Raw genomic sequence first — 19588 nt, 5'->3', positions numbered from 1 at the left:
GAATTGGAGAGCAGCATGATCGGTGAGCATTCATCCAAGCAGTACGACAACGAACTGGAAGCCATCCGCAGCAAGGTGCTGCTGATGGGCGGCATCGTCGAGACACAGTTCCTCGACGCCATGACCTGCTTCCGCATTGGTAACGCCGAACGCGCCGACCGCGTGATGCGCGAAGACGACGCCGTCAACCAGCTGGAAGTGTCGCTGGACGACGCCTGCAGCCACCTGATCGTGCGCCGCCAGCCAGCCGCCAACGACCTGCGCACCATCATGGCGACCATCAAGGTGATTACCGATCTGGAGCGCATCGGCGACGAGGCCACCAAGATCGCCCGCACCGCCAAGCAGTTGCACGCGCGCGGCGCGGTGACCGTCAACCATTACGAAATGGTGCGCGGCATTGCCAACAACACCTCGGACCTGCTGCATGACGCGCTGGACGCGTTTGCCCGCAACGACGGCAAGCAGGCGCTGCAACTGATCGCCCAGGACGCCGTGATCGACCACGAATTCCGTTCGATCATGCGCAACCTGATCACCTTCATGATGGAAGATCCGCGCACCATCTCGGCCGCGCTGGACACGCTGTGGGTGGCCAAGGCCATCGAGCGCATCGGCGACCACGCCAAGAACATCGCGGAATATGTGATCTATGTGGTGGAAGGCAAAGACATCCGCCACACCAAAACCATCCCGCTGCCGGACGACGTCCCTGCCCAAGCTGAATAAGTACCCATGGCATCTGATAAAACAACTGTACTGATCGTTGAAGACGAACCGGCGATTGTCGAGCTGGTGACGTTCTCGCTGCGGGAAGCCGGCTGGAACTGCTGCAATGTGCAGAGCGCGGGCGAGGCGTGGGATTTCATCCAGACCAAGACCCCGCAGCTGATCCTGCTCGACTGGATGCTGCCGGACTCGACCGGCCTGCGCCTGCTGTCGCGCATCCGCTCGGACCGTCAGTTCAACGATATCCCGGTCATCATGCTGACCGCCAAGAGCATGGAAGAAGACAAGCTGGCTGGCCTGAACAGCGGCGCCGACGACTACATCACCAAGCCGTTCTCGCCGCGCGAATTGCTGGCCCGCTCCAAGGCGCTGCTGCGCCGCAAGGCGCCGGAACACGCGCAGGCGACCATGCGCGCCGCCAATATCATGCTGGACCCGGTCAGCTGCACCGTCTCCATGGACGAGCAGAAGATCGACATCGGGCACGCCGAATACAAGCTGCTGAAATTCCTGCTGGCGCACCCGGAACGGGTGTTCTCGCGCAGCCAGCTGCTGGATAAAGTGTGGGGCGATCATGTGGTGATCGAGGAGCGCACGGTGGACGTCCACGTGCTGCGCCTGCGCAAGGCCTTGAAGGAGGCCGAACACTTGATCAAAACCGTGCGTAGTGTAGGCTACATGCTGTCGGAAAAAACCTGAGTTTCACATGAATCCAAAACTGGTGTTCTGGGTGCCTGCTGCGCTGCGTACTGCCATCATCCTGGCGGCATGCGCGCTGGCGGGCTGGATGTTCGGCTGGACGACCGGGCTGGTGCTGGCCTTGCTGGCCATGATGGCGCTGGTGTTCACCCAGCTGAGCTATCTCTACCAACTGAGCAACTGGATGGACGATCCGCGCAGCTTCAAGCTGCCGGACGGCTGGGGTGAGTGGACCAACATCTTTTCGCGCCTGTACCGCATGCGCCGCGACGATGAAAAGAACCAGGCCGAGCTGACCGAATGGCTGGCGCGCTTCCGCCAGGCCATGCACCTGCTGCCGGACGGCGTGGTGATCATGGACGACGTGCTGTTCCTGGAGTGGTGCAATCCCGCCGCCGAACAGCATCTGGGCCTGAGCAACGAGCGCGACAAGGGCATGCGCGTGACCAACCTGGTGCGCAATCCGGACTTCATGGATTACATCATCCTGGGCCGCTACGAGCAGCCGCTGACGATCAGCTTCCGCGAACGCAAGCTGATCGTGCACATCATTCCGTTTGAAAACCGCCGCCAGATCCTGGTGACGCACGATGCCACCGAAACCGAACGCATCGAGGAAATGCGCCGCGACTTCATCGCCAATGCCTCGCACGAACTGCGCACGCCGCTGACGGTCATCGTCGGCTTCCTCGAAATCGCCGCGCAAGAGGGCCTGGACGCGGCCACCCGCGCCGGCCACCTGAAGCTGATGACGGAGCAGGGGCACCGCATGCAGCATCTGATCGAGGATATGCTGACCTTGTCACGTCTGGAGTCGGTGGATTATCCGATGCGGCCCGACCCGGTCGATGTGCACCAGCTGATGGAGCAAGTGGCGCGCGATGCGCGCGCACTGTCCGCCGGCAAGCATGAAATTACCCTGTCGGTCGATGGGCCGAATGTGATGGGTTCGTATGAGGAATTGCACAGCGCGTTCGGCAATCTGGCATCCAACGCCGTGCGCTACACGCCGGCCGGCGGCAAGATTCACCTGGTGTGGAAGGAACACGAAGGCGGCGTCAAGTTCAAGGTGGAAGATACCGGCATCGGCATCAGCCCGGAACACATCTCGCGCCTGACCGAGCGTTTCTACCGGGTCGACAAGAGCCGGTCCCGCGAGACGCAGGGCACCGGCCTGGGCCTGGCGATCGTCAAGCACGTCCTGCTGCGCCACAGCGGCACGCTGCAGATCAAATCGGAAGCAGGCAAGGGCAGCAGCTTCATCGTCTGCCTGCCTAAGACGGCGGTAGTGCAACAGCAGCCCGAACTGCTGCTGGGCTAATCTCTCAGTGGTTGTAGAGCGCCGCTACCTTGTCGACCACGCCGGGTGAATGCTGCTCGGCGGTGGCGGCGATTTCTTCCATTTGCGCCGGCGTGATTTGTTCGGTTTGCTCGGGCGTGACCCTCGGATGCTGGTCATCGCCGAAATCGCCAATGCTGGCCGCCAGCGACGCCACCATCTCGTGGCTGACATTGCTCAGCAGACGGTTGACGATGTCGGCGCGCTGCTCGGCAGTGCTGAGCAAAAACAGCTGGCTGATGGTATGCGGTTCGGATGCAGTGTCTATAGCGGCGGTCATGTTGGCTCCTTGATGTCTATAGAAGCAAATTAACGGTGCCGCCGTGCCGGGTCTGTACGGACGCTAACTGAAGTAATCAGGATAGTGTCGCGGACAGATATAATTTTTTGTATCCAGCGGCGGATCTATTCGTTCAAGCGTTACGCCGGTCAGCAGGGTTTCGATTTTTTCAGCATTCTGAACATTTTTCTCGGAAACGGTATATCTATCGCCCACGGAAATTTTGATGCTGTCGGCGCTGCACCAGACGAACGCTGCGATCCCCATGATTTCGCAATGTGCCGGTTGTTCCAGCCATTCAGTGCCGGCGATTAACGATGGGAACTTCGCGAACACCTCTCCACGGTAGGACACGCCTGGCTCCGCTTGCGGCGGCTTGCGCTCAAACTTAAACAGCGTGATGCCTAAAAGGGCCATGAATGATGTCAGCTGCTCACGCGTCTGATACGCGTAAGCTACGTCCAGCGAATCGCCATCGTTTGCGTGCCCGCCAAAAGCGCGGAAAAAGCGGAATAACTTCAGCCGCCGTGCCCACGCCCGAAGCTCTGTTTCCGGATGCTCTTCAAATAGATACTGCTGCCATCTGTCCATCAGCTTTGCAACCCTTCATAGAAATGGTCCACGCAAAAGGCTCTTCCCTTCAGCACATGTTGCGTGCAGCCCTGTTTCAGGCAGATAGCTGCATCCACGCCGCCATGCTTTTCAAGCAGACGTTTCTTTATCAGGGGCGCCATATCGGCCGCTTTCCAGCCTTTGGACGAACTCAGTTTGAGTGCGTACAGCGGCTGGTATTTATCCCATTCATCGGTACGCCAAAGCTGGCCGCATTCGTCGCATTGCAATAGCTTGATCCAGTCGCCCGTATCAAGGCAGCGCATTCCTGCGACAAACTCCGTGTAGTTTTGACTGATTTCTACAAGTGCTCTTTGACTGCTACAGCTACAAACCATCGTTCCACTCCAAGGTCGGTTCTCACGGATATACAGGTGGAAGTCCCATCTTCTTTCGGCGAGCATTTAAATTTTTCGGGTCGTCGATGGGAGCGACTTTGTTGCTGCCGTATTCGAACTCCGTGCCGTAGAGTTGAGGCTTTCCTTGTTTGACCAGTATCCGGTCGACCAGCCAGACGAATTTTTCATTGGGGATCTCTCCACGGCCATTCGCTGCCTTGACCATTTCGAAATACTTTAGCTGATAATCCAACGGCGCATGCTGGATGATCAGGAAGGCGGAGAATGCGGCGCGTTTCTTGTCCAGCGCACAGGGCCATCCGCAATGGCTCAGTAGTTGCTCCAGTCTTCGCTGATTGGCTTCATCCGTATCTGAAATGCTTATTTCAAGCTGGTCTTTTTCCTTCAGATTGACACTGCTACCTCGGTGCTCATCTTCAAGGATCTTGATGTAGCGTCCTCTCAATGCCTGATCCTGGCTGTGCATCCGCGCATATTCCTTGGCCAGTGCATTTGGTTGGCACTCGCCGGCATATGCATGCATCGGTAGCAGCATGACCAAGGTTAGCGCGCATAAGCCGAAAGCTTTCATTGTCTGCCCTGTTATTTAAATTGGACGATTTGCTGCCGGGTGCCATCACTCAATGGCCTTGGTGTGACTGCTACTTGTATGCCGTCACCCGCAATCGCGACCGCTGCGAAAGACGCCAGCTGGGAGCTGAGCTGAGCGTCGTCGCTATCCATCCTCAGTGATCCCGGCGTGCAGATAGTCTTGCCGCTAGCGTCTTTTATCGTGGCGGTAAGCTAGTTGTGCGAATTTTTTACTTCGCGGGTGACAGAGTAGATGTAGCTCCCGCTGTGCCAATGACATGCGGCGCGGACGCTGACAAAATTCCCCTCGTATCCAGCGGCCTCGAAATGCGTTCCCGGTGGCCCCTGGGCATAATCCAGATCGATCGCCTTGCCGGTGGCCCAACGTGAGAATAAAGTGCCGCGTCCTGGCGGCACCAAGGTGCGCTCGCTGGCACTTGGCCAGCCGGCCACATGGGTTTGAACGCCACCGTAGAAGTTTGCTCCGTCTACCGTTACCAGGCCGAGTGGTGCGATATAAAAATCGACATCTTCCGGCACGTCGTTTGAGATGTCGAACGCGATGCTCAGCGAATCAAGTCGTTCGTTTGCAGGCAAAGTCCACCAAAGATCCGCCAGGTGCCATGGATAGGCCGGTGGCGCATCGGCGGAGTGCGCAGGCGCCGATAATGCGGATGCCGCCAAGGTTAGCGCGCAGAGTATCGTTGCGTATCGTTGCTTGGTTATGCGCATAGTCAGGCGGTTCGCTTGCGAGAAAAAGTCTGCCAACAAAAAACTAACGCCAGGGCAAAGAAAATAAAGGAGAACGAGAGCACCACATATTCAGGCAGTACAGATGGAAATACCTTGTCGAAAAGCGTGTAGGCTAGTGAAAAGAGATAGCCTAGCGATATGATCCACTTTCTGCCCCAGGCGAAAGCCGCACACGCAACGCCGGAAGCAACAAGACTGACAATCGTAGTCGTTTGCATCTCAGACCTCACAAAAATTTGGCGTTCAGATCACTCATGCCAGCAATATCCTGAAAGCGTCGTGGGTAGTCGCGGTGTCTTCGACGGTGACGTTGTCCACGCGCGCGGCGGGTGGGCCTTGGTGGCTCCAGTTGATGATGGTCTCGATTGCGGCGTCGTCACCGGCTATTTCAGCCTCCACCGAGCCATCGCTCAGATTGCGAACCCAGCCGCGCAGGCCGAGGTCGACAGCCTGCCGTGCAAACGAGGCGCGGTAGCCGACGCCTTGTACCAGTCCTGTGATCAGCAGATGCTTTGCCATGCGTACTCTCCTTATCAGCCTCGGGCGGGGAACTGTTCCAGTTGCTTGATGCGCTGTTTGGCGCGGTCTTGCATGCACTCGCTGTACATCACGTTGCGGATGCTGCCGCCTTGCCACTTCGCGTATTCTGCCTGGCAGTCAGCCTCACGGAACTTGACCCACAGGCGCTGGGCATCGACCAGCTTGGTCTTGATGCCAGCAGCGTCATCCATGGTGGCGACTTCTTTCAGTGTCTGTTGGTAGGTGGCGTTCAGCTGGCGCTCGACTTTCTCCGTCGCCTGCGCCGCGCATTGATTGAGGTCGATCGTGCTAAAGGCTTTGTCGCAGTCCAGCGCGTAGCTGTTGCCGGCGCTGGCGGCCAGCAACACGAGAAGGATCAGGCGTTTCATAAAGTACCGCTTCCTTTCATGGCCAACTGGCAGCTATGCAGCACGTCTTCATACGAGCGCGACACGTGGTCGGCGGTGGGGAAGACGCAGGTTTTCAAGTCTGCATTCTCAAAAGGGCTAGGCAGCAGCAGGGCAAAATGCTTGCAGTGCGGCAGTTCCTGGCGCATGCGTTCCAGCGTCTGCGCCATCAGCGCGCAATCGTTCAGCGGGTCGACGCTGACCAGGCAAACGATCGATACCAGTGCCGGCGAGGCTTCCGGCGGGGTATCCTTGTCCAGATCCTCCAGGCTCATGCTGCGCGCATCGATTTTTTGCTCGCGCAGGATGCGCACCAGGATTTCGGTAGCCAGCTCGGCGTACGACGACCCCAGGCCGACACTTAACACCACGCTGCCAGCCGGTACGTCGAACGAACCCTGCCACTCACCGCTGTCGGAAATACGCTGCTCGCGCAGTTCGCGGCCGATGCCGCCGCGCTTCAGCACACTTGGGCGTTTGCGCTTCTTCCACCACTTGACGCTGCCGCTCAGTGCTTCGATCACGGCGATGATGGAGCCGGACACTTTTTCTTCCTCCACCGGGGTGATCGAGCCATCCTTGAAATCGAAACTGGCCAGATGCAGCGCCGGCAGCAGCACGCCGTCGCAATACTCGGCCAGCGATTTGTGCTGCATGTAACGCTTGGCGCTGGTGACGATCTCGTGCGCATCGCCGGACAACGCGCGCTGGTAGAAATTCTGCGGCATGGTCAGCGCCGGCAGTTCGCCGAACATGATCTCCAGCACCTTCAGCGCGCGGATGTAGCGACCGGCCACCACCAAGCACAGGGTCAGCGGCGTCGACAGCACCAGCCCGACCGGACCCCAGATCCAGCTCCAGAAAATCGCCGACACCACCACCGACAGCGGCGACAGTCCGGTGGTGTGACCGTACAGCTTGGGCTCAATGGTCTGGGCGACGATGATTTCCACCGCCAGGAACAGGCCCAGCGTCATCAGCGCCATCGACCAGCCGGGATCGATGGCGGCCGCCAGCACGGTGGCGCAGAACGCCGCCATCCATACGCCAACATACGGAATAAAGCGCAGCACGGCCGTCATGGTGCCCCACAGCAGCGCCTGGCCGAGGCCCATCAGGCTCAGCCCCAGCCAGATCGCCAGCCCTGTGGCGAGGTTGACCAGGAATTGCGAGATGAAGAAGCGCGACAGCCGTTCGCCAGCGTCGTTGACGGCAATCGTGGTGGCGCGCAGGTCGCCGCCGCCGGCCAGGCGGATGAAGCGGTCGCGCAGCGATTCATGTTCCAGCAGCACAAAGATCAGCACCACGAACACGATGCCGGCCGTTTCCAGCGGCGGCCACACGGACGACGCCACCTTGGCCAGCAGCTGGAACGGCTTCAGCGCCGGCTCGTGGATTTCCACCAGCACCGGCGTCCTGGTGCTGCCATCGTTTTGCAGCACAGGCGCAGGACCATCGGGGTTGTCGCCGGTGAAGTGCTCGATCAGTTGCCCGGCCGGACCGCCCAGGCTGCCGAGCGTGCCGCGCGTCATCTGGTCCAGCGTTTCGATCTTGCTGGCGATGGTGTCCTGGTACTGCGGCAGGCTGGCGCCCATCACGCCGACCTGCTGGATGATCACCGCGCCGATGGACAGCAGCGTCACCGTCACCACCAGCACGCCGGTGCAGACCGAGGTGGTCTGGCCTAACCCCAGGTGGCGCAGCGCGCGCACGAACGGCGCAATCAAAAAGCTGAGGATGAACGCCAGCGTGATGGGAATCAGCACGTCGCGGCCGAAGTAGAGCAGGGCCAGCACCGTGGCCGTGCCCACCAGGCCCGCCACTGCGCTGGGTAAAGTGCGGGAAGTAAGAGAATCAGACACCGTCTATCCTGGCAGGGTAAGTAAAGCCAATAAAATGCACCGCGTTAAGGGCGATGTGAACCAGTAAGGCGGCTTCGATGCGTTGCGTGCGCTGGTAAGCCCAGGCGTAGCCGATGCCGGCAATGCCAGCGAGTATGCCATAGCGCAGGCCGCCGCCGAGGTGCGCGGCGCCGAACAGCAGGGCCGAAACGGCCACCGCCAGCCATGGACCCCAGCGGAAGCGTTGCAGCGCGGTGGCCAGGCGCGCTTGCAGCAGGCCGCGGAAGAAGGCTTCTTCGGCCACCACCGTAAACAGCAGGTTGACGGCGATAAAGCTCAGCGTCTGCTGCGGCAGTTTGAGGTCGACGCCGACCACGCCGGCGGCCAGTGCAAACCCGAGCGTGGCCACTACCGTCAGCACCAGTACCGGCAGGGTCCGGCGCAGCACCGTACCCAGCTCGGACCACGAGCTGACGCGCTGGCACAGCCATGCCAGCAGGATAAGGCCGACCGCGCCCTTGTCGAAATTGGCGTATTGTGTGAAAGGCACGGCGTTGGCGGACAACTGCACATGATCGATCAGCAGCGGATTGTTAAAGCCCGGCAGCTTGTGCATGGCCAGCGCCAGGGCCAACAGGATGGTGACGGTCAAGGCGGCGGCCCGCAACGGCGCGGCGCGCGCATGACCGGCCAGCCAGGCGGCGCCGGCGAACAGTATCAGCGCGATCAGCGCCGGCGCGTGCAGCACGCCCGCCAGCAGACCGGCGCCCACCGCCGCCGCAAACAGCAGCGGGGGCAGCAGGGGATGGGACCAGACGGTGCCAATGGCGGCGGCCAGCAGGAGGAAAGTCAGCAGTGTAGGAATGGGCATCAAGCAGGGAAGGCAGGGAAATCAGGTGCGCTTAAGTTTCCCTTAATCATATCACTTTGCCCACGTTGGCATTTAGAAGCGGTAGATCAGTGCGGTCATCAGCATTGGCGTGGTCTTGCGCTTGGTCAGCGGGCTGTCGGCGGCGTCGCCGATCAGGCGGGTGAGGCCGACCGCGCTGCGCACCGACCAGTTGCTGTCCAATACGTGGTTCCAGTGCACGCCGGCCGCAACGTTCTCAAAGCCGCCCTTGGCGCTGTAGGCTCGGTAGCCGGAGGCGGCGCTTTGCGCGGCGGTGACGCCAAAGTAGGTTTGCATGTGCTTGTTGTCGCCGTACACGGCCGACGCGCCGACCCCGATCTGGTCGGTGGCGTCGGTGTACAGCGGCGCGGTGACGCCCAAGGTGTAGGTGCTGCCGTACTCGCGGTGGCCGAGGTTCTGCTTGGTGCTGACACTCAGGCCGACCTTGCCCAGTTGATAGCCGGCGCTCAGTACTGCTTGCGCCGAGCCGTCGATGTCGCCCATGCCTTTCAGCGCGTCGGAGCCCGAGAAGTAATTTTCCTTGTGGTCCTTGCGGCCGCCGTCGTAGCCCAGCGCCGCACTCAGCGAGAAGTCGCCCAGCTTGGTCTGATAGCCGATGCCGCCCTGCGTGCTGAGGAAGACGCCGTTGCTGAAGGTGCGTTCCAGCACCGGCAGCGGCAGCACGCGGCTTTTGTCGCTGCCGGCGTATTCCGGCACGTAGGCCAGGCCGAGGCCGGCGGTGAAGCTGTCGCCGCTGGCCGACGCGGCGACAGCTGCCGGTGCGTCTTCGGCAAAGCTGCGGCTACTGAAGGCGCATAGGGAGAGAAGGGTAAGGGCGATCGCGTGGCGCATGGTGGGTCCGTTCAGGTTGTCCGCCGGCGCGAGGGGCCGGCGCAGACGGGCGAGAGTGTCCCACTGAACATGTTCCGCCACCATCGGCTTAGCTGAAGTATCATTTGGCGAAATCTTTGGTATCGCCTGATGCACTCTGGAGCCTGATTATGTCCCTGACCTTGTATTACCATCCGCTGGCCTCGTTCTGTCACAAAGTGCTGATCGCGTTATATGAGAACGGCACCGCGTTCGACAAGCGCGTCATCAATCTGGGCGATGACGCGGACCGCGCCGAGCTGGAATCGATCTGGCCGCTGTGCAAATTCCCGGTGCTGCGCGACCATGCGCAAGTGCGCGACGTGCCGGAAACCTCGATCATCATCGAATATCTGGACCGCCACTATCCGGGCCCGACGCTGATGATCCCGGCCGACTGGGACGACGCGCTGGATGTGCGCCTGTGGGACCGTTTCTTCGATAACTATGTGCAGGGACCGGTGCAAACCATCGTCGGCGCCCATCTGACCGGGCTGAGTTGCGACCAGACCAAGGAGCGCACCAAGCTCAAGACCGCTTACAAGATGATCGAAAAGCGCATGGCCACGCGCAGCTGGCTGTGCGGCGAAACCTTCAGCCTGGCCGATTGCGCGGCGGCGCCGGCGCTGTTCTACGCCGCCACGCTGCTGCCGTTCCCGGAGGAATACCACCACCTGCAAAGTTATTTTGAACGGCTGGTGACTCGGCCGTCGGTGCAGCAGGTGCTGGAGGAGGCCAAACCGTACTTCAATATGTACCCGTTTGCACAGGAAATTCCCGAGCGCTTTCTGTAAGCGTCCTGGCGCACAGTGTGTGCGCGCGGATGGGTGAATCATGGCCGTTCTTCACTAGGAAAGGACACACCATGGATCATCCGAATTCCTCGCGCCGCGCGCTGGTCGGCGCGGCGGCCACCGGCCTGCTGGGCGCCGCCATGGCGCCGGCCGGCGCGCAAACCGGCGCGGCTGACGGCGCTGCGGCGCCGCCGAAAAATCCAGTGACCGCCTATCCGGCGCCGCCGTTCCCCAAGCAGCAGCAACCGTGGCCCGGCCTGACCAGCAAGATGGAGCCACGTCCGGACCACGGCGAGACCAGCTACAAGGGTTCCGGCCGGCTCAAGGGCCGCAAGGCGCTGCTGACCGGCGGCGACTCGGGCATTGGCCGCGCCGCCGCCATCGCCTACGCGCGCGAGGGGGCCGATGTGGCCATCAATTATCTGCCGGCTGAGGAAGCCGATGCGCGCGAGGTGGTGGCGCTGATCCGCGCCGAGGGCCGCAAGGCGGTCGCGATTCCGGGCGATATCAAGGACGAAGCGTTCTGCAAGAAACTGGTGGCTGACGCCGCGCGCCAGCTGGGCGGGCTGGATATCCTGGTCAATAACGCGGCGCGCCAGTTCTCGCGCGATTCCATCCTGGACATGACCACTGCGGATTTTGACGAGACCTTCAAGACCAATGTTTACGCGATGTTCTGGATTACCAAGGCGGCCGTGCCGTTGCTCAAGCCGGGATCGACCATCATCAATACGGCGTCGGTCAACGCCTATGATCCGGGCGAAAACATCATCGACTACGCCGCCACCAAGGGCGCGATCATGATTTTCACCAAGGGCTTGGCCAAGCAGCTGGCTGGCAAGGGCATCCGCGTCAATGCGGTGGCGCCGGGGCCGTTCTGGACGCCGTTGCAGGTGACCGGCGGACAGCCGCCGGACAAGCTGCCGCAATTCGGCGCCGACACGCCGCTGAAACGGCCGGGCCAGCCGGCCGAACTGGCCGGCGTGTACGTGTTGCTGGCGTCGAATGAATCCAGCTACGCCACCGGCCAGGTGTATGCGGCGGTCGGCGGCCACGGCGGCCCGTAAACTAGCCCGTCATTCCCGCGCACGCGGGAATCCATGCGCCGCACGGGCAGCGGCGGCCCGTAAACCAACCGTCATTCCCGCGCATGCGGGAATCCATGCGCCGCCCAGGCAGCGGCGGCGCGTGAATCAGTTCTTGTTACCCTGGTCCGCACTCTGCACCGACGCTGCCTGCGGGAAAGCCTGATTCTGCGCGGCGATGTTGGCGAATTTGCTGGCTTCGTCCGACATGTGCTTGCTGGCCGCCTGACGGCTGGCATCGGCCAGTTCGGTAGCGGTGCGCGTGGTCTGCGGCACATGCTGCTGCGCCACGTTGTTGATTTCCGCCTGGAAGTCGGTGGCCACCTGCGCCAGCTGCTGATGGTAGCTCTGCAGCTTTTGCAGCAGTGCGCCAGCCTGCTGTGGAGCGGCTTGCGTGCCGCCTGCGGACGGCGCCGCCAGCACCGAGCGTTGCAGCGCTGCCGTCGACTCGGTCATCCAGTCGCGGCTGAATTGCACATTGACCTCGGTCAGTTGGCGCAGCGAGCGCATTACCGCCTGGTTAAGGTCGGCGTAGTAGTCGATGCGGGCTTCCGCATGATTGCGTGCTGCCGGGGACAGCGTTTCAACAAACGAGTTCATAAGCTTTGCTCCTGGTGGGGGCCAAAAAAGGATGAGTTGCGAGCGGGGGAGGCGGGACGTTTTGGCCTTGCGTCCACTCCGCTATCATCGCAAATGTCGGCGCTTTATGGCACTCCTGAGCTTGCCGGAACTATTTGTTTTCTCTACTCAACAGATGGCGACGGTCGTGGCAGGAGCAGCAGCTGTTTCTGCCGGCCGTTGATGTAGCGCACGCCGCTTGCATCAAAGTAGGCATCCTCCTCCAGCATGATGTTGACCGGCTCGCGACAGCCGGGAATCTCGGCGGTATTGCTGAGTTCGATCGAGTACGCGGTGCGCGGACGCAGCAGGTCATCGCCGCTGCCTGGCACGCCGGTTTGCGCGTCCCACATGCCGATGGCCGGGCCGGCCGCGTGGCCGTGGTAGCCGATCGGGTGGCTGTAGATGGTCGGCCGCAGGCCCTCGGCCCTGGCCTGTTGCAGCGCGGCCGCCAGCATGGCGTTACCGCTGCGGCCAGCCTGGAATTGCGACAGCAGAATGTCCTGCACGCGGTTGGCGCCGGCGAAGGCCTCCTGTAGCGCAGCCGGCGCGGCCGTTTCGCCCGGTTTCAGCACGTAGACATGCTGCTGGATGTCGGTGTTCAGGCGCAGGTAGGTGATGCCGATGTCGACGTGCAGCAGGTCGCCGGGGATGATGACGTCCGGGTTGGCGCGTTCTTTATCCTGGCGCTGGATTTCCACGGAAGGATGGAACCAGGTATCGTAACCGAGGTCGCGGATCTTCTGGCGGAACCACCACACCACGTCTTCGGTGGTGGTGACGCCGGGCGTGATCACGCGCTCGGAAAAGCCTTCCTCAATGACTTTATGGGTGGCGTTGACCATCTGCGGGTAGATCTGCATCTCCCGCTCCGTGCGCGTTTCCAGCCAGCGCACCGCCAGCGGCTCGGCCGACACCACCCGGCTTTTCAGCGCCGCCGGCAGCGCCGCCAGCAGTTCGTTGTAGTCGGTGTGGTCGATGCCGTCGGCGTGGCCGAAGGTGGCCGAGGTATTCAGGCCGATCTTGCGCGGATTGCGCGTCTTGACGATGTCCGCCAGCGCATCCCACTGGTTTGGAAATTTCTTCTTGTCCCAGGACTGCTTGATGCTGGCGCCGACGTCATAGCGCGCCACCGCCAGCCGTTCCACCTTGCCGCTGGCGGCGTCACGGTAGAACACCAGGATCGTGCGGCGGCGGGCGTTGAGCCATTCGGCCGGCAGCATGGTTTTCAGTACCGGGTCTTCGTTATATTCTCGCGATACCAGCACCCACATATCGATGCCGGCTTGCGCCATCATGTCCGGCAGCAGCTGGTCGAAGCGCTCGGCCAGCAGTTGGTTGACGACGACGGCCTGCGCGCGCAGCGGCAACACGTCGGCGGATGCTGGCGCCGCCAGCAGCATGGTGAGGGCAAGGAGAAATTTTTTCATGCTCAGATAGTGCTGGCGGTTTTTGCCAATGTCAATCAACAGTATTTATAATGCACGTTGCATTCGCTAAGGAGAAGACATGGCAGCACCTTCGGTTTTTTATCTGCACGGCGGTCCGGCACTGGGTCCGGTGTTTGAGCGCGCCCGTTATCCGGACGCGACGCATGTCCACTGGTGGCATCAGCCGCTGGCCAAGCCGTGCGCGGCGCGTCCCTATCTGGACCTGCTGGAAGCGACATTGACCGAATTCCGCCGCGTGGCCGCCGAAGCAGGCCAGCCGCTGACGGTGATGGCGAGTTCCTTCGGCGCCCACCTGGCGGTGCATCTGGCGCGCCACGTGCCGGAGCTGATCAAGGACATCGTGCTGCTTGGCCCCACCTTCAATCCCGAGCAGGCCGCGCTGCGCCTGGCGCGCCGCGCCTTCCGCGTGCACACCGACCATCCGAACGCCGGCAAGCTGGCCGTGGCGCTGGGGATGTACGAGGATGATCCAGGGCGTCCGCGCTTCTGGGACGTGTTCGGCGCGCTGTCGCAGCTGCCGGATGTGACGGAACTGTATTTTGGCCCCAACGGCGGCGCCGAAGCATCACGGTCGTTCGCGGAACTGATCCAGCAGCCGGGCGCCTTCGACGGCCCGACCTCGGTGGCGACCTCGGATGATTTCTCGGCGCTGGACCACACGCCGGTGCGCAGCGCGTTTGAAGGACCGGTGTCGGTGCTGTTCGGCGCCTACGATCCGATGATCGACGCCGACCAGGATCGCGCCATCTGGGAAGTGATCTTCCCGCAGGCCGCCTTCTTCAAGGTGGAAACCGGCCACTTCCCGCTGCTGGAACTGACGCTGGACGCCTGTCTGTCTCCTGCCTGAACATCCACTGGCCACCAGCTGCCTAGGTAGCTAGCTGGTCGCCAGGTCGATAGCCTCGCCCTCAACGAACACCGCCACTGGTTGTAGTTCCGCGTTCAATACAACGATATCGGCCCAGGCGCCCGGCGCCAGGCGGCCGCGCTCTGTCTCGCCAAGATAGTCGGCAGGGTAGAGCGACAGGCGGTTGGAGGCGTCGGCCAGTTCCAGCCCCAGGCTGACGAAATTGCGCAGGGCCTGGTCCATGGTCAGCACGCTGCCCGCCAGCGAACCGGTGGCCAGCCGCACGCAGCCCAGGCACTTGTACACGCGCTGGCTGCCCAGCGCATATTCGCCGTCCGGCATGCCGGTGGCGGCGGTGGCGTCGGTTACGCCATACAGGCGCGGAATGGCGCGCAGCGCGGCGCGGATGGCGCCCGGCGCCACGTGCTCCAGGTCCGGGATGATCTCCGCGTATTCCGCATGTGCCAGCGCCGCGCCGACGATGCCGGGCTGGTAGTGGTTCAGCGCCGTCATGCCGTTGTACAGATGGGTGAAGCCGGCCGCGCCGGCCTGCAGCGCGGCGACGCCGTCTTCATAGGTGCCGTTGCTATGGCCGATCTGCACGCGGATGCCCAATTCGTTCAGCTGCGGGATCAGCGCCAGATGGTCGGCCACTTCGGTGGCCAGCGTCATGGCGCGGATCGGCGCCAGTGCGTGGTAGTCGCGCACCAGGTCCATGCTGCCGACTGCGACCGCGTCGGCCGGCTGCGCGCCGAGGCGGTGGATGCTGAGGAACGGGCCTTCCAGGTGCACGCCCAGCATGCGCGCGCCGCCGGCCGGACGCCCGGCGATCACCGGCGCCAGTCCGCGCAGCGCGCGGCGGATGGAATTGTCGGTGGCGGTCATGGTGGTGCCCAGCATGGCCGTGGTGCCGTGCTTCGCATGCGCGCGCGCCACGGTGGCGCCGGCGTCGCCGCCCTGCATGATGTCGACGCCGGCCGCGCCGTGCACGTGCAGGTCGATAAAGCCGGGCAGGATGGTCAGCGCGCCGTCGGCGTTGCTGTCTTCCGTGATGTGCCGGATGCGCTGGCCGAAATCGATGCTGCCTTTGATCCAGCCGTCGGGGGTAAGGATACGTCCACTCAGCACGGCATCACTCCGCAATCACCAGTTCTATGCCCGCTTGCAGCAGGCCTTCGCGGTATTCGTCGTTGATGGCGGCGTCGGTGATCACCGTATGCACGCGGTCCAGCTGGACGATGCGGTGCAGGCTGACGCGCCCGAACTTGGAGGCGTCGGCCAGCACGATGATCTTCTTGGCCCGTTCCACCATCTTGTGATTCAGGCTGGCCTCCGCCTCGTGGTGGGTGGTGACGCCGAACTGCAAATCGAAACCGTCGACGCCGAGGAACAGCTTGTCGAAGCTGTAGGCCTGCAAACAGGCTTCGGCCTGCGTGCCCTGGATCGACAGCGACTGCTTGCGCAGCAGGCCGCCGGTCAGGATCAGGTCCACGCCCGGCGCATCGGCCAGCTCCCAGGCGATATTCAGGCCGTTGGTCATCACCGTGATGTTCTGCGCCTCGCGCAGATGGCGCGCCAGCGAGATGGTGGTGGTGCCGGAGTCGATGATGATGTTATCGCCCGGCTGCACCAGCCGCGCCGCGTAGGTGCCGATCAGCTCTTTCTGCTCGTGGTTGATGGCGTCCTTCTGGCGGATAGTCTGCTCGGCCGGCGGCGTGCGGGCCAGCATGGCGCCGCCGTGGCTGCGCGTGGCCAGCCCCTGGGATTCCAGGGCGCTGAGGTCGCTGCGTATGGTCACTGCGGAGACGCCCATTTGCTCCACCAGTTGGTTGACCTGCACCGAACCATGTTGGGTGAGCGCTTCCAGGATCGCGGCGCGGCGTTGACTACTGAGTCGCATGGGTTTTGCTGTTGATTTGTCAAAAATGGCAGCTTACCAGATCGTGACTGCCATGCCATCAAACATTGTTGAGTCGAAACAAAAAGAAAGTTATTTCGCTGCAAAACGAAAGAAAACGAAAATACAAAGCCGAAAAGAAATAATGCGAAAGCTTATTGCATTTTCGTTCTTTGCTTATTACTATCCTTACATAAGTCACAAACCACGGACAAAAACACAGCACAACGAGGGAGATTTGTTATGGGTAGCAGAATGGAAAAGGCGCTGCGGCGCAGCCTGATGGCGGCGGCGGTGGAAATGGCGGTATGCGGCATGGCGTTCGCGCAAACGCAAGCGCCAGCGGAACCAGCGCCGGCGGCCGATGCAGCCAGCGCGCCGGTGGTGGTGGTGACCGGCCCGCGCGCCGCCCTGGCCAAATCGCTGGAACTGAAGCGCAACGCCGATGTGATCCAGGACTCGATCTCGGCGACCGAACTGGGCCGCTTCCCCGACGATAACGTCGCCGACTCGCTGACCCATATCTCCGGCGTGTCGGTGTCGCGTACCCGTGGCGGCGAAGGCCAGTACATCAATGTGCGCGGCCTGGGTTCCGGCTACAACATCGTCACCCTGAATAAACGCATCCTGGCGACCGACGGCGATGGCCGCGACTTCGCCTTCGATGTGCTGCCGTCGGAAGTGATCAGCGGCGCCGACGTGATGAAGTCGGCCGAAGCGGCGCAGATGGAAGGCAGCATCGGCGGCTCCGTCAACCTGCGTTCGGCGCGGCCGATGGACAATCCGGGCTACCACGCGTCGGTGCGGTTTGAGGGCGACCACAACGACCTGTCGCGCAAAGACGGCGGCAAGCTGTCCGGTGTGGTCAGCAATACCTTCAACAACAACACCATGGGTGTGCTGGTCGGCGCGGTGTTCTCCAAGCGCAAAGTGCGCACCGATTCGCTGGGCTACCAGACCTATAATGCGGATTCGCCGGGCAGCTTCGATGTCAATGGTGACGGCGCCATCGGTCCGGGCGAAAGCAATCTGCTGGCGCCGTGCTGCATCTCGTTCGGTTCCGTGTTTGAAGAGAAGAAGCGCACCGCCTTGTCCGGCGCGTTTGAGTGGAAGGTGACGCCGGGCTTCAAGCTGACCGCCGACGCCCTGGCTACGCGCCTCGATTCGCCGCAAGTCGGCTATCAGCAGTCGTATTACATCGAGCACGCGCCGGGGCGCTGGTCCGACGTGGTGGTCAAGGACCATCTGATCACCAGCATGACGGTGCATGACCTGATACCGGAAATGTCGAACGTCACCGCCGACCGCGTGGTCGACACCATGCAGGCCGGCCTGCGCGGCGAGTGGAAAGTCTCGAACGATCTGAAACTGACGGGCGACGTCTATCGCTCGACCTCCAAGCGCAATTCCGGCGGCAAGGACAGCTTTGTGGTGGCGGGCATCGCCGGCCATAACACCGGCTACTACAAGGCCAATAACGGCGGCTTCCCCGACATCCGCGTCACGCTGGAAGATGGCCGCGACCTGGCCACCGAACTGGCCGCCGGCCGCCTGGGCGACAAGGACTACGGCGTGCACTTCACCGGCCTGACCGGCACCGACATCAAAGACACCATCGACGGCGCCTCGCTCGATGGCCGCCTGGTATTGAGCGGCGCATGGCATGTCGATGCGCTGCAATTCGGCGCCAGCGCCACCGACCGCAAGAAGGACCGCACCTCGATCGGCAACGAGAAGAGCGGCGGCGCCTGCCAGTACTGCGACATGTACTCGACCACCTTCGCTTCGCTGGGCGCCAATGTGGTGTCGCCAATGACGCTGCCTAACTATATGCGCAACGCCGGCGGCAGCTTCCCCGGCAGCTTTATCAAGTTCGACGTGCCGGCCTACCTGGCGGCGCTGAAAGCGCTGGACGGCAAGCCTATCCTGGATGCGGACGGCAACCCGACCGGCAAGACCTATGACGTCAGCAAGACGCAGCCGGTGTTTGTGCCGACCGATTCGTATTCGGTGCGGGAGAAGACCTCCACGCTGTACGGCCAGCTGGAGCTGTCCGGCGAACACTGGAACGGTAACGTCGGCGCGCGCCTGGTGCGCACCAAGACCACGTCGAAGAGCGCGATCGACCAGATTGTGTCGATTGACGACCCCACGCCGGATATCCCGACCAGCAGCCCGAAGATCGTCTACAGCCCGGCGGTGCCGGTGTCGGAAGACGGCAGCTACACCAAGCTGCTGCCGTCGGCTAACCTGAGCTGGTGGGCGCGCGACGACTTCGTGGTGCGCGGCGCGGTCGCCAAGGTGATGGCCCGTCCATCGCTGGACAAGCTGGCGCCGACCCGCACCGACAACACGCTGGACCGCAGCTACGTCATCAACGTGGTCGGCGATCCGAAGCTGAAGCCTACCGAGGCGGTGCAGCAGGACCTGTCGGCGGAATGGTACTACCGGCCCAAGTCGGCCATTACGGCCGCGGTCTTCGCCAAGCAGATCAAGAACTTCGTCACCTACCAGACCGACGAGCATGTGGACATCGGCGTGCCGGGCTATCTGTACACCGTGACCCACCCGGTCAATGGCGACAAGGCGCGCGTGCGCGGCCTGGAGCTGGGGGTGCAGCACCTGTTCGACAATGGCTTTGGCTTTAACGCCAAATTTGCCAAGACCTGGACCAAGGCTTACCAGAATGGCGAGTATGTCGGCCAACTGGAAGGCGTGGCGCCGACTGCATCCTCGCTTGGCCTGCTGTATGAGAAGAACGGCATCAACGCATCGATTTCGTTCGACTACACCGGCGAGTACACTCAGAACACCAATGTGCTGGCGGGCTATCCGAACAAGGTCGACGCGCTGACCTGGGTGACGGCATCCGCTTCGTGGGACGTGACCCGCAGTATCACCCTGTTCGTCGAGGGTAAGAATCTAGGAGACGCCGTGATGCGCTCGCACCTGGGCCGCAGCGATGCGCTGTACGGCTTTGAGAGCTGGGGCCGCACCTACGTGGCCGGCATGAGCGTGAAATTCTGACG

The 19588-nt window shown here is 62.3% G+C and carries 23 protein-coding genes; 8 read left to right on the top strand and 15 right to left on the bottom strand.

Going from position 1 to position 19588, the window contains the following annotated elements; all coding sequences use genetic code 11:
• Positions 1-15 precede the first annotated feature (15 nt).
• The 3 genes from phoU to phoR are packed head-to-tail and all read left to right on the top strand — an operon-like array spanning position 16 to position 2749.
• A complete protein-coding gene (gene phoU / locus GTP55_RS15750) occupies positions 16-729 on the top strand; it encodes a phosphate signaling complex protein PhoU (RefSeq protein ID WP_110848420.1) in 714 nt (237 codons plus the stop codon).
• A gap of 6 nt (positions 730-735) precedes the next feature.
• Positions 736-1428, top strand: coding sequence for a response regulator (locus tag GTP55_RS15745; protein ID WP_110848419.1), 693 nt, complete (start codon positions 736-738; stop codon positions 1426-1428).
• Between the two features lie 7 nt (positions 1429-1435).
• A complete protein-coding gene (gene phoR / locus GTP55_RS15740; RefSeq protein ID WP_161045818.1) occupies positions 1436-2749 on the top strand; it encodes a phosphate regulon sensor histidine kinase PhoR in 1314 nt (437 codons plus the stop codon).
• A gap of 4 nt (positions 2750-2753) precedes the next feature.
• Here phoR and GTP55_RS15735 read toward each other — a convergent pair whose 3' ends face one another.
• The 11 genes from GTP55_RS15735 to GTP55_RS15685 form a co-directional block, all read right to left on the bottom strand.
• On the bottom strand, positions 2754-3047 hold the full coding sequence (locus GTP55_RS15735; RefSeq protein ID WP_161045817.1) for a hypothetical protein: 294 nt from the start codon (positions 3045-3047) through the stop codon (positions 2754-2756).
• Between the two features lie 63 nt (positions 3048-3110).
• A complete protein-coding gene (locus GTP55_RS15730; RefSeq protein WP_161045816.1) occupies positions 3111-3638 on the bottom strand; it encodes a hypothetical protein in 528 nt (175 codons plus the stop codon).
• Positions 3638-3925 carry a metal-binding protein gene (locus tag GTP55_RS15725; protein ID WP_161045815.1) on the bottom strand — a complete coding sequence of 96 codons (288 nt, stop codon included), beginning with the start codon at positions 3923-3925 and terminating at the stop codon, positions 3638-3640. Before GTP55_RS15725 ends, GTP55_RS15730 begins: the two co-directional genes overlap by 1 nt.
• Before the next feature lie 94 nt (positions 3926-4019).
• Positions 4020-4589 (bottom strand): DUF6624 domain-containing protein, encoded by a 570-nt coding sequence (locus GTP55_RS15720; RefSeq protein ID WP_161045814.1) that lies wholly within the window; start codon positions 4587-4589, stop codon positions 4020-4022.
• A 212-nt stretch (positions 4590-4801) separates the two neighbouring features.
• The gene (locus GTP55_RS15715) at positions 4802-5272 is read right to left on the bottom strand and encodes a hypothetical protein (RefSeq protein WP_161045813.1); all 471 of its coding nucleotides are present in this window, start codon (positions 5270-5272) and stop codon (positions 4802-4804) included.
• A 50-nt stretch (positions 5273-5322) separates the two neighbouring features.
• Positions 5323-5559 (bottom strand): hypothetical protein, encoded by a 237-nt coding sequence (locus GTP55_RS15710; RefSeq protein WP_161045812.1) that lies wholly within the window; start codon positions 5557-5559, stop codon positions 5323-5325.
• Positions 5560-5593: 34 nt separating this feature from the next.
• Positions 5594-5860, bottom strand: a complete 267-nt coding sequence (locus tag GTP55_RS15705; RefSeq protein ID WP_161045811.1) for an acylphosphatase — start codon at positions 5858-5860, stop codon at positions 5594-5596.
• A gap of 14 nt (positions 5861-5874) precedes the next feature.
• Positions 5875-6249 carry a lysozyme inhibitor LprI family protein gene (locus tag GTP55_RS15700; protein WP_161045810.1) on the bottom strand — a complete coding sequence of 125 codons (375 nt, stop codon included), beginning with the start codon at positions 6247-6249 and terminating at the stop codon, positions 5875-5877.
• Positions 6246-8129, bottom strand: coding sequence for an AI-2E family transporter (locus GTP55_RS15695; protein ID WP_371868360.1), 1884 nt, complete (start codon positions 8127-8129; stop codon positions 6246-6248). Before GTP55_RS15695 ends, GTP55_RS15700 begins: the two co-directional genes overlap by 4 nt.
• Positions 8122-8979, bottom strand: a complete 858-nt coding sequence (locus tag GTP55_RS15690) for a CPBP family intramembrane glutamic endopeptidase (protein WP_161045809.1) — start codon at positions 8977-8979, stop codon at positions 8122-8124. The genes GTP55_RS15695 and GTP55_RS15690 overlap by 8 nt, the downstream gene beginning before the upstream one ends.
• Positions 8980-9051: 72 nt before the next feature.
• On the bottom strand, positions 9052-9849 hold the full coding sequence (locus GTP55_RS15685; protein ID WP_161045808.1) for a MipA/OmpV family protein: 798 nt from the start codon (positions 9847-9849) through the stop codon (positions 9052-9054).
• A gap of 149 nt (positions 9850-9998) precedes the next feature.
• On the opposite strand from GTP55_RS15685, the gene GTP55_RS15680 reads away from it, so the two are divergent.
• Positions 9999-10661: a glutathione S-transferase family protein gene (locus tag GTP55_RS15680; protein WP_161045807.1), complete on the top strand. Its 663-nt coding sequence runs from the start codon at positions 9999-10001 to the stop codon at positions 10659-10661.
• A 71-nt stretch (positions 10662-10732) separates the two neighbouring features.
• Complete coding sequence (locus tag GTP55_RS15675) at positions 10733-11728, top strand: SDR family oxidoreductase (RefSeq protein ID WP_161045806.1); 996 nt, start codon at positions 10733-10735, stop codon at positions 11726-11728.
• 126 nt (positions 11729-11854) lie between these two features.
• Here GTP55_RS15675 and GTP55_RS15670 read toward each other — a convergent pair whose 3' ends face one another.
• On the bottom strand, positions 11855-12346 hold the full coding sequence (locus GTP55_RS15670; protein ID WP_161045805.1) for a phasin family protein: 492 nt from the start codon (positions 12344-12346) through the stop codon (positions 11855-11857).
• Positions 12347-12489: 143 nt separating this feature from the next.
• Positions 12490-13794 (bottom strand): M24 family metallopeptidase, encoded by a 1305-nt coding sequence (locus GTP55_RS15665; RefSeq protein ID WP_161045804.1) that lies wholly within the window; start codon positions 13792-13794, stop codon positions 12490-12492.
• A gap of 79 nt (positions 13795-13873) precedes the next feature.
• On the opposite strand from GTP55_RS15665, the gene GTP55_RS15660 reads away from it, so the two are divergent.
• Positions 13874-14662 carry an alpha/beta fold hydrolase gene (locus GTP55_RS15660; protein ID WP_229257949.1) on the top strand — a complete coding sequence of 263 codons (789 nt, stop codon included), beginning with the start codon at positions 13874-13876 and terminating at the stop codon, positions 14660-14662.
• A 30-nt stretch (positions 14663-14692) separates the two neighbouring features.
• On the opposite strand, the gene nagA is transcribed toward GTP55_RS15660, so the two are convergent.
• Both nagA and GTP55_RS15650 read right to left on the bottom strand, forming a co-directional pair.
• The gene (gene nagA / locus GTP55_RS15655; protein ID WP_161045803.1) at positions 14693-15790 is read right to left on the bottom strand and encodes an N-acetylglucosamine-6-phosphate deacetylase; all 1098 of its coding nucleotides are present in this window, start codon (positions 15788-15790) and stop codon (positions 14693-14695) included.
• Between the two features lie 4 nt (positions 15791-15794).
• The gene (locus GTP55_RS15650) at positions 15795-16562 is read right to left on the bottom strand and encodes a DeoR family transcriptional regulator (RefSeq protein WP_161045802.1); all 768 of its coding nucleotides are present in this window, start codon (positions 16560-16562) and stop codon (positions 15795-15797) included.
• On the opposite strand from GTP55_RS15650, the gene GTP55_RS15645 reads away from it, so the two are divergent.
• Together GTP55_RS15645 and GTP55_RS15640 are read left to right on the top strand one after the other, a co-directional pair.
• The gene (locus tag GTP55_RS15645; protein WP_161045801.1) at positions 16561-16842 is read left to right on the top strand and encodes a hypothetical protein; all 282 of its coding nucleotides are present in this window, start codon (positions 16561-16563) and stop codon (positions 16840-16842) included. The two genes, GTP55_RS15650 and GTP55_RS15645, sit on opposite strands and share 2 nt — an antisense overlap.
• Positions 16803-19586: a TonB-dependent receptor gene (locus GTP55_RS15640; protein WP_161045800.1), complete on the top strand. Its 2784-nt coding sequence runs from the start codon at positions 16803-16805 to the stop codon at positions 19584-19586. Before GTP55_RS15645 ends, GTP55_RS15640 begins: the two co-directional genes overlap by 40 nt.
• Positions 19587-19588 lie beyond the last annotated feature (2 nt).

The sequence above is a fragment of the Duganella margarita genome (genome assembly GCF_009857535.1).
Classification (GTDB): Bacteria; Pseudomonadota; Gammaproteobacteria; order Burkholderiales; family Burkholderiaceae_D; genus Rugamonas; species Rugamonas margarita.
Note: the sequence above shows the minus strand (reverse complement) of the source record. Positions and strands in the feature narration are given on the sequence as shown.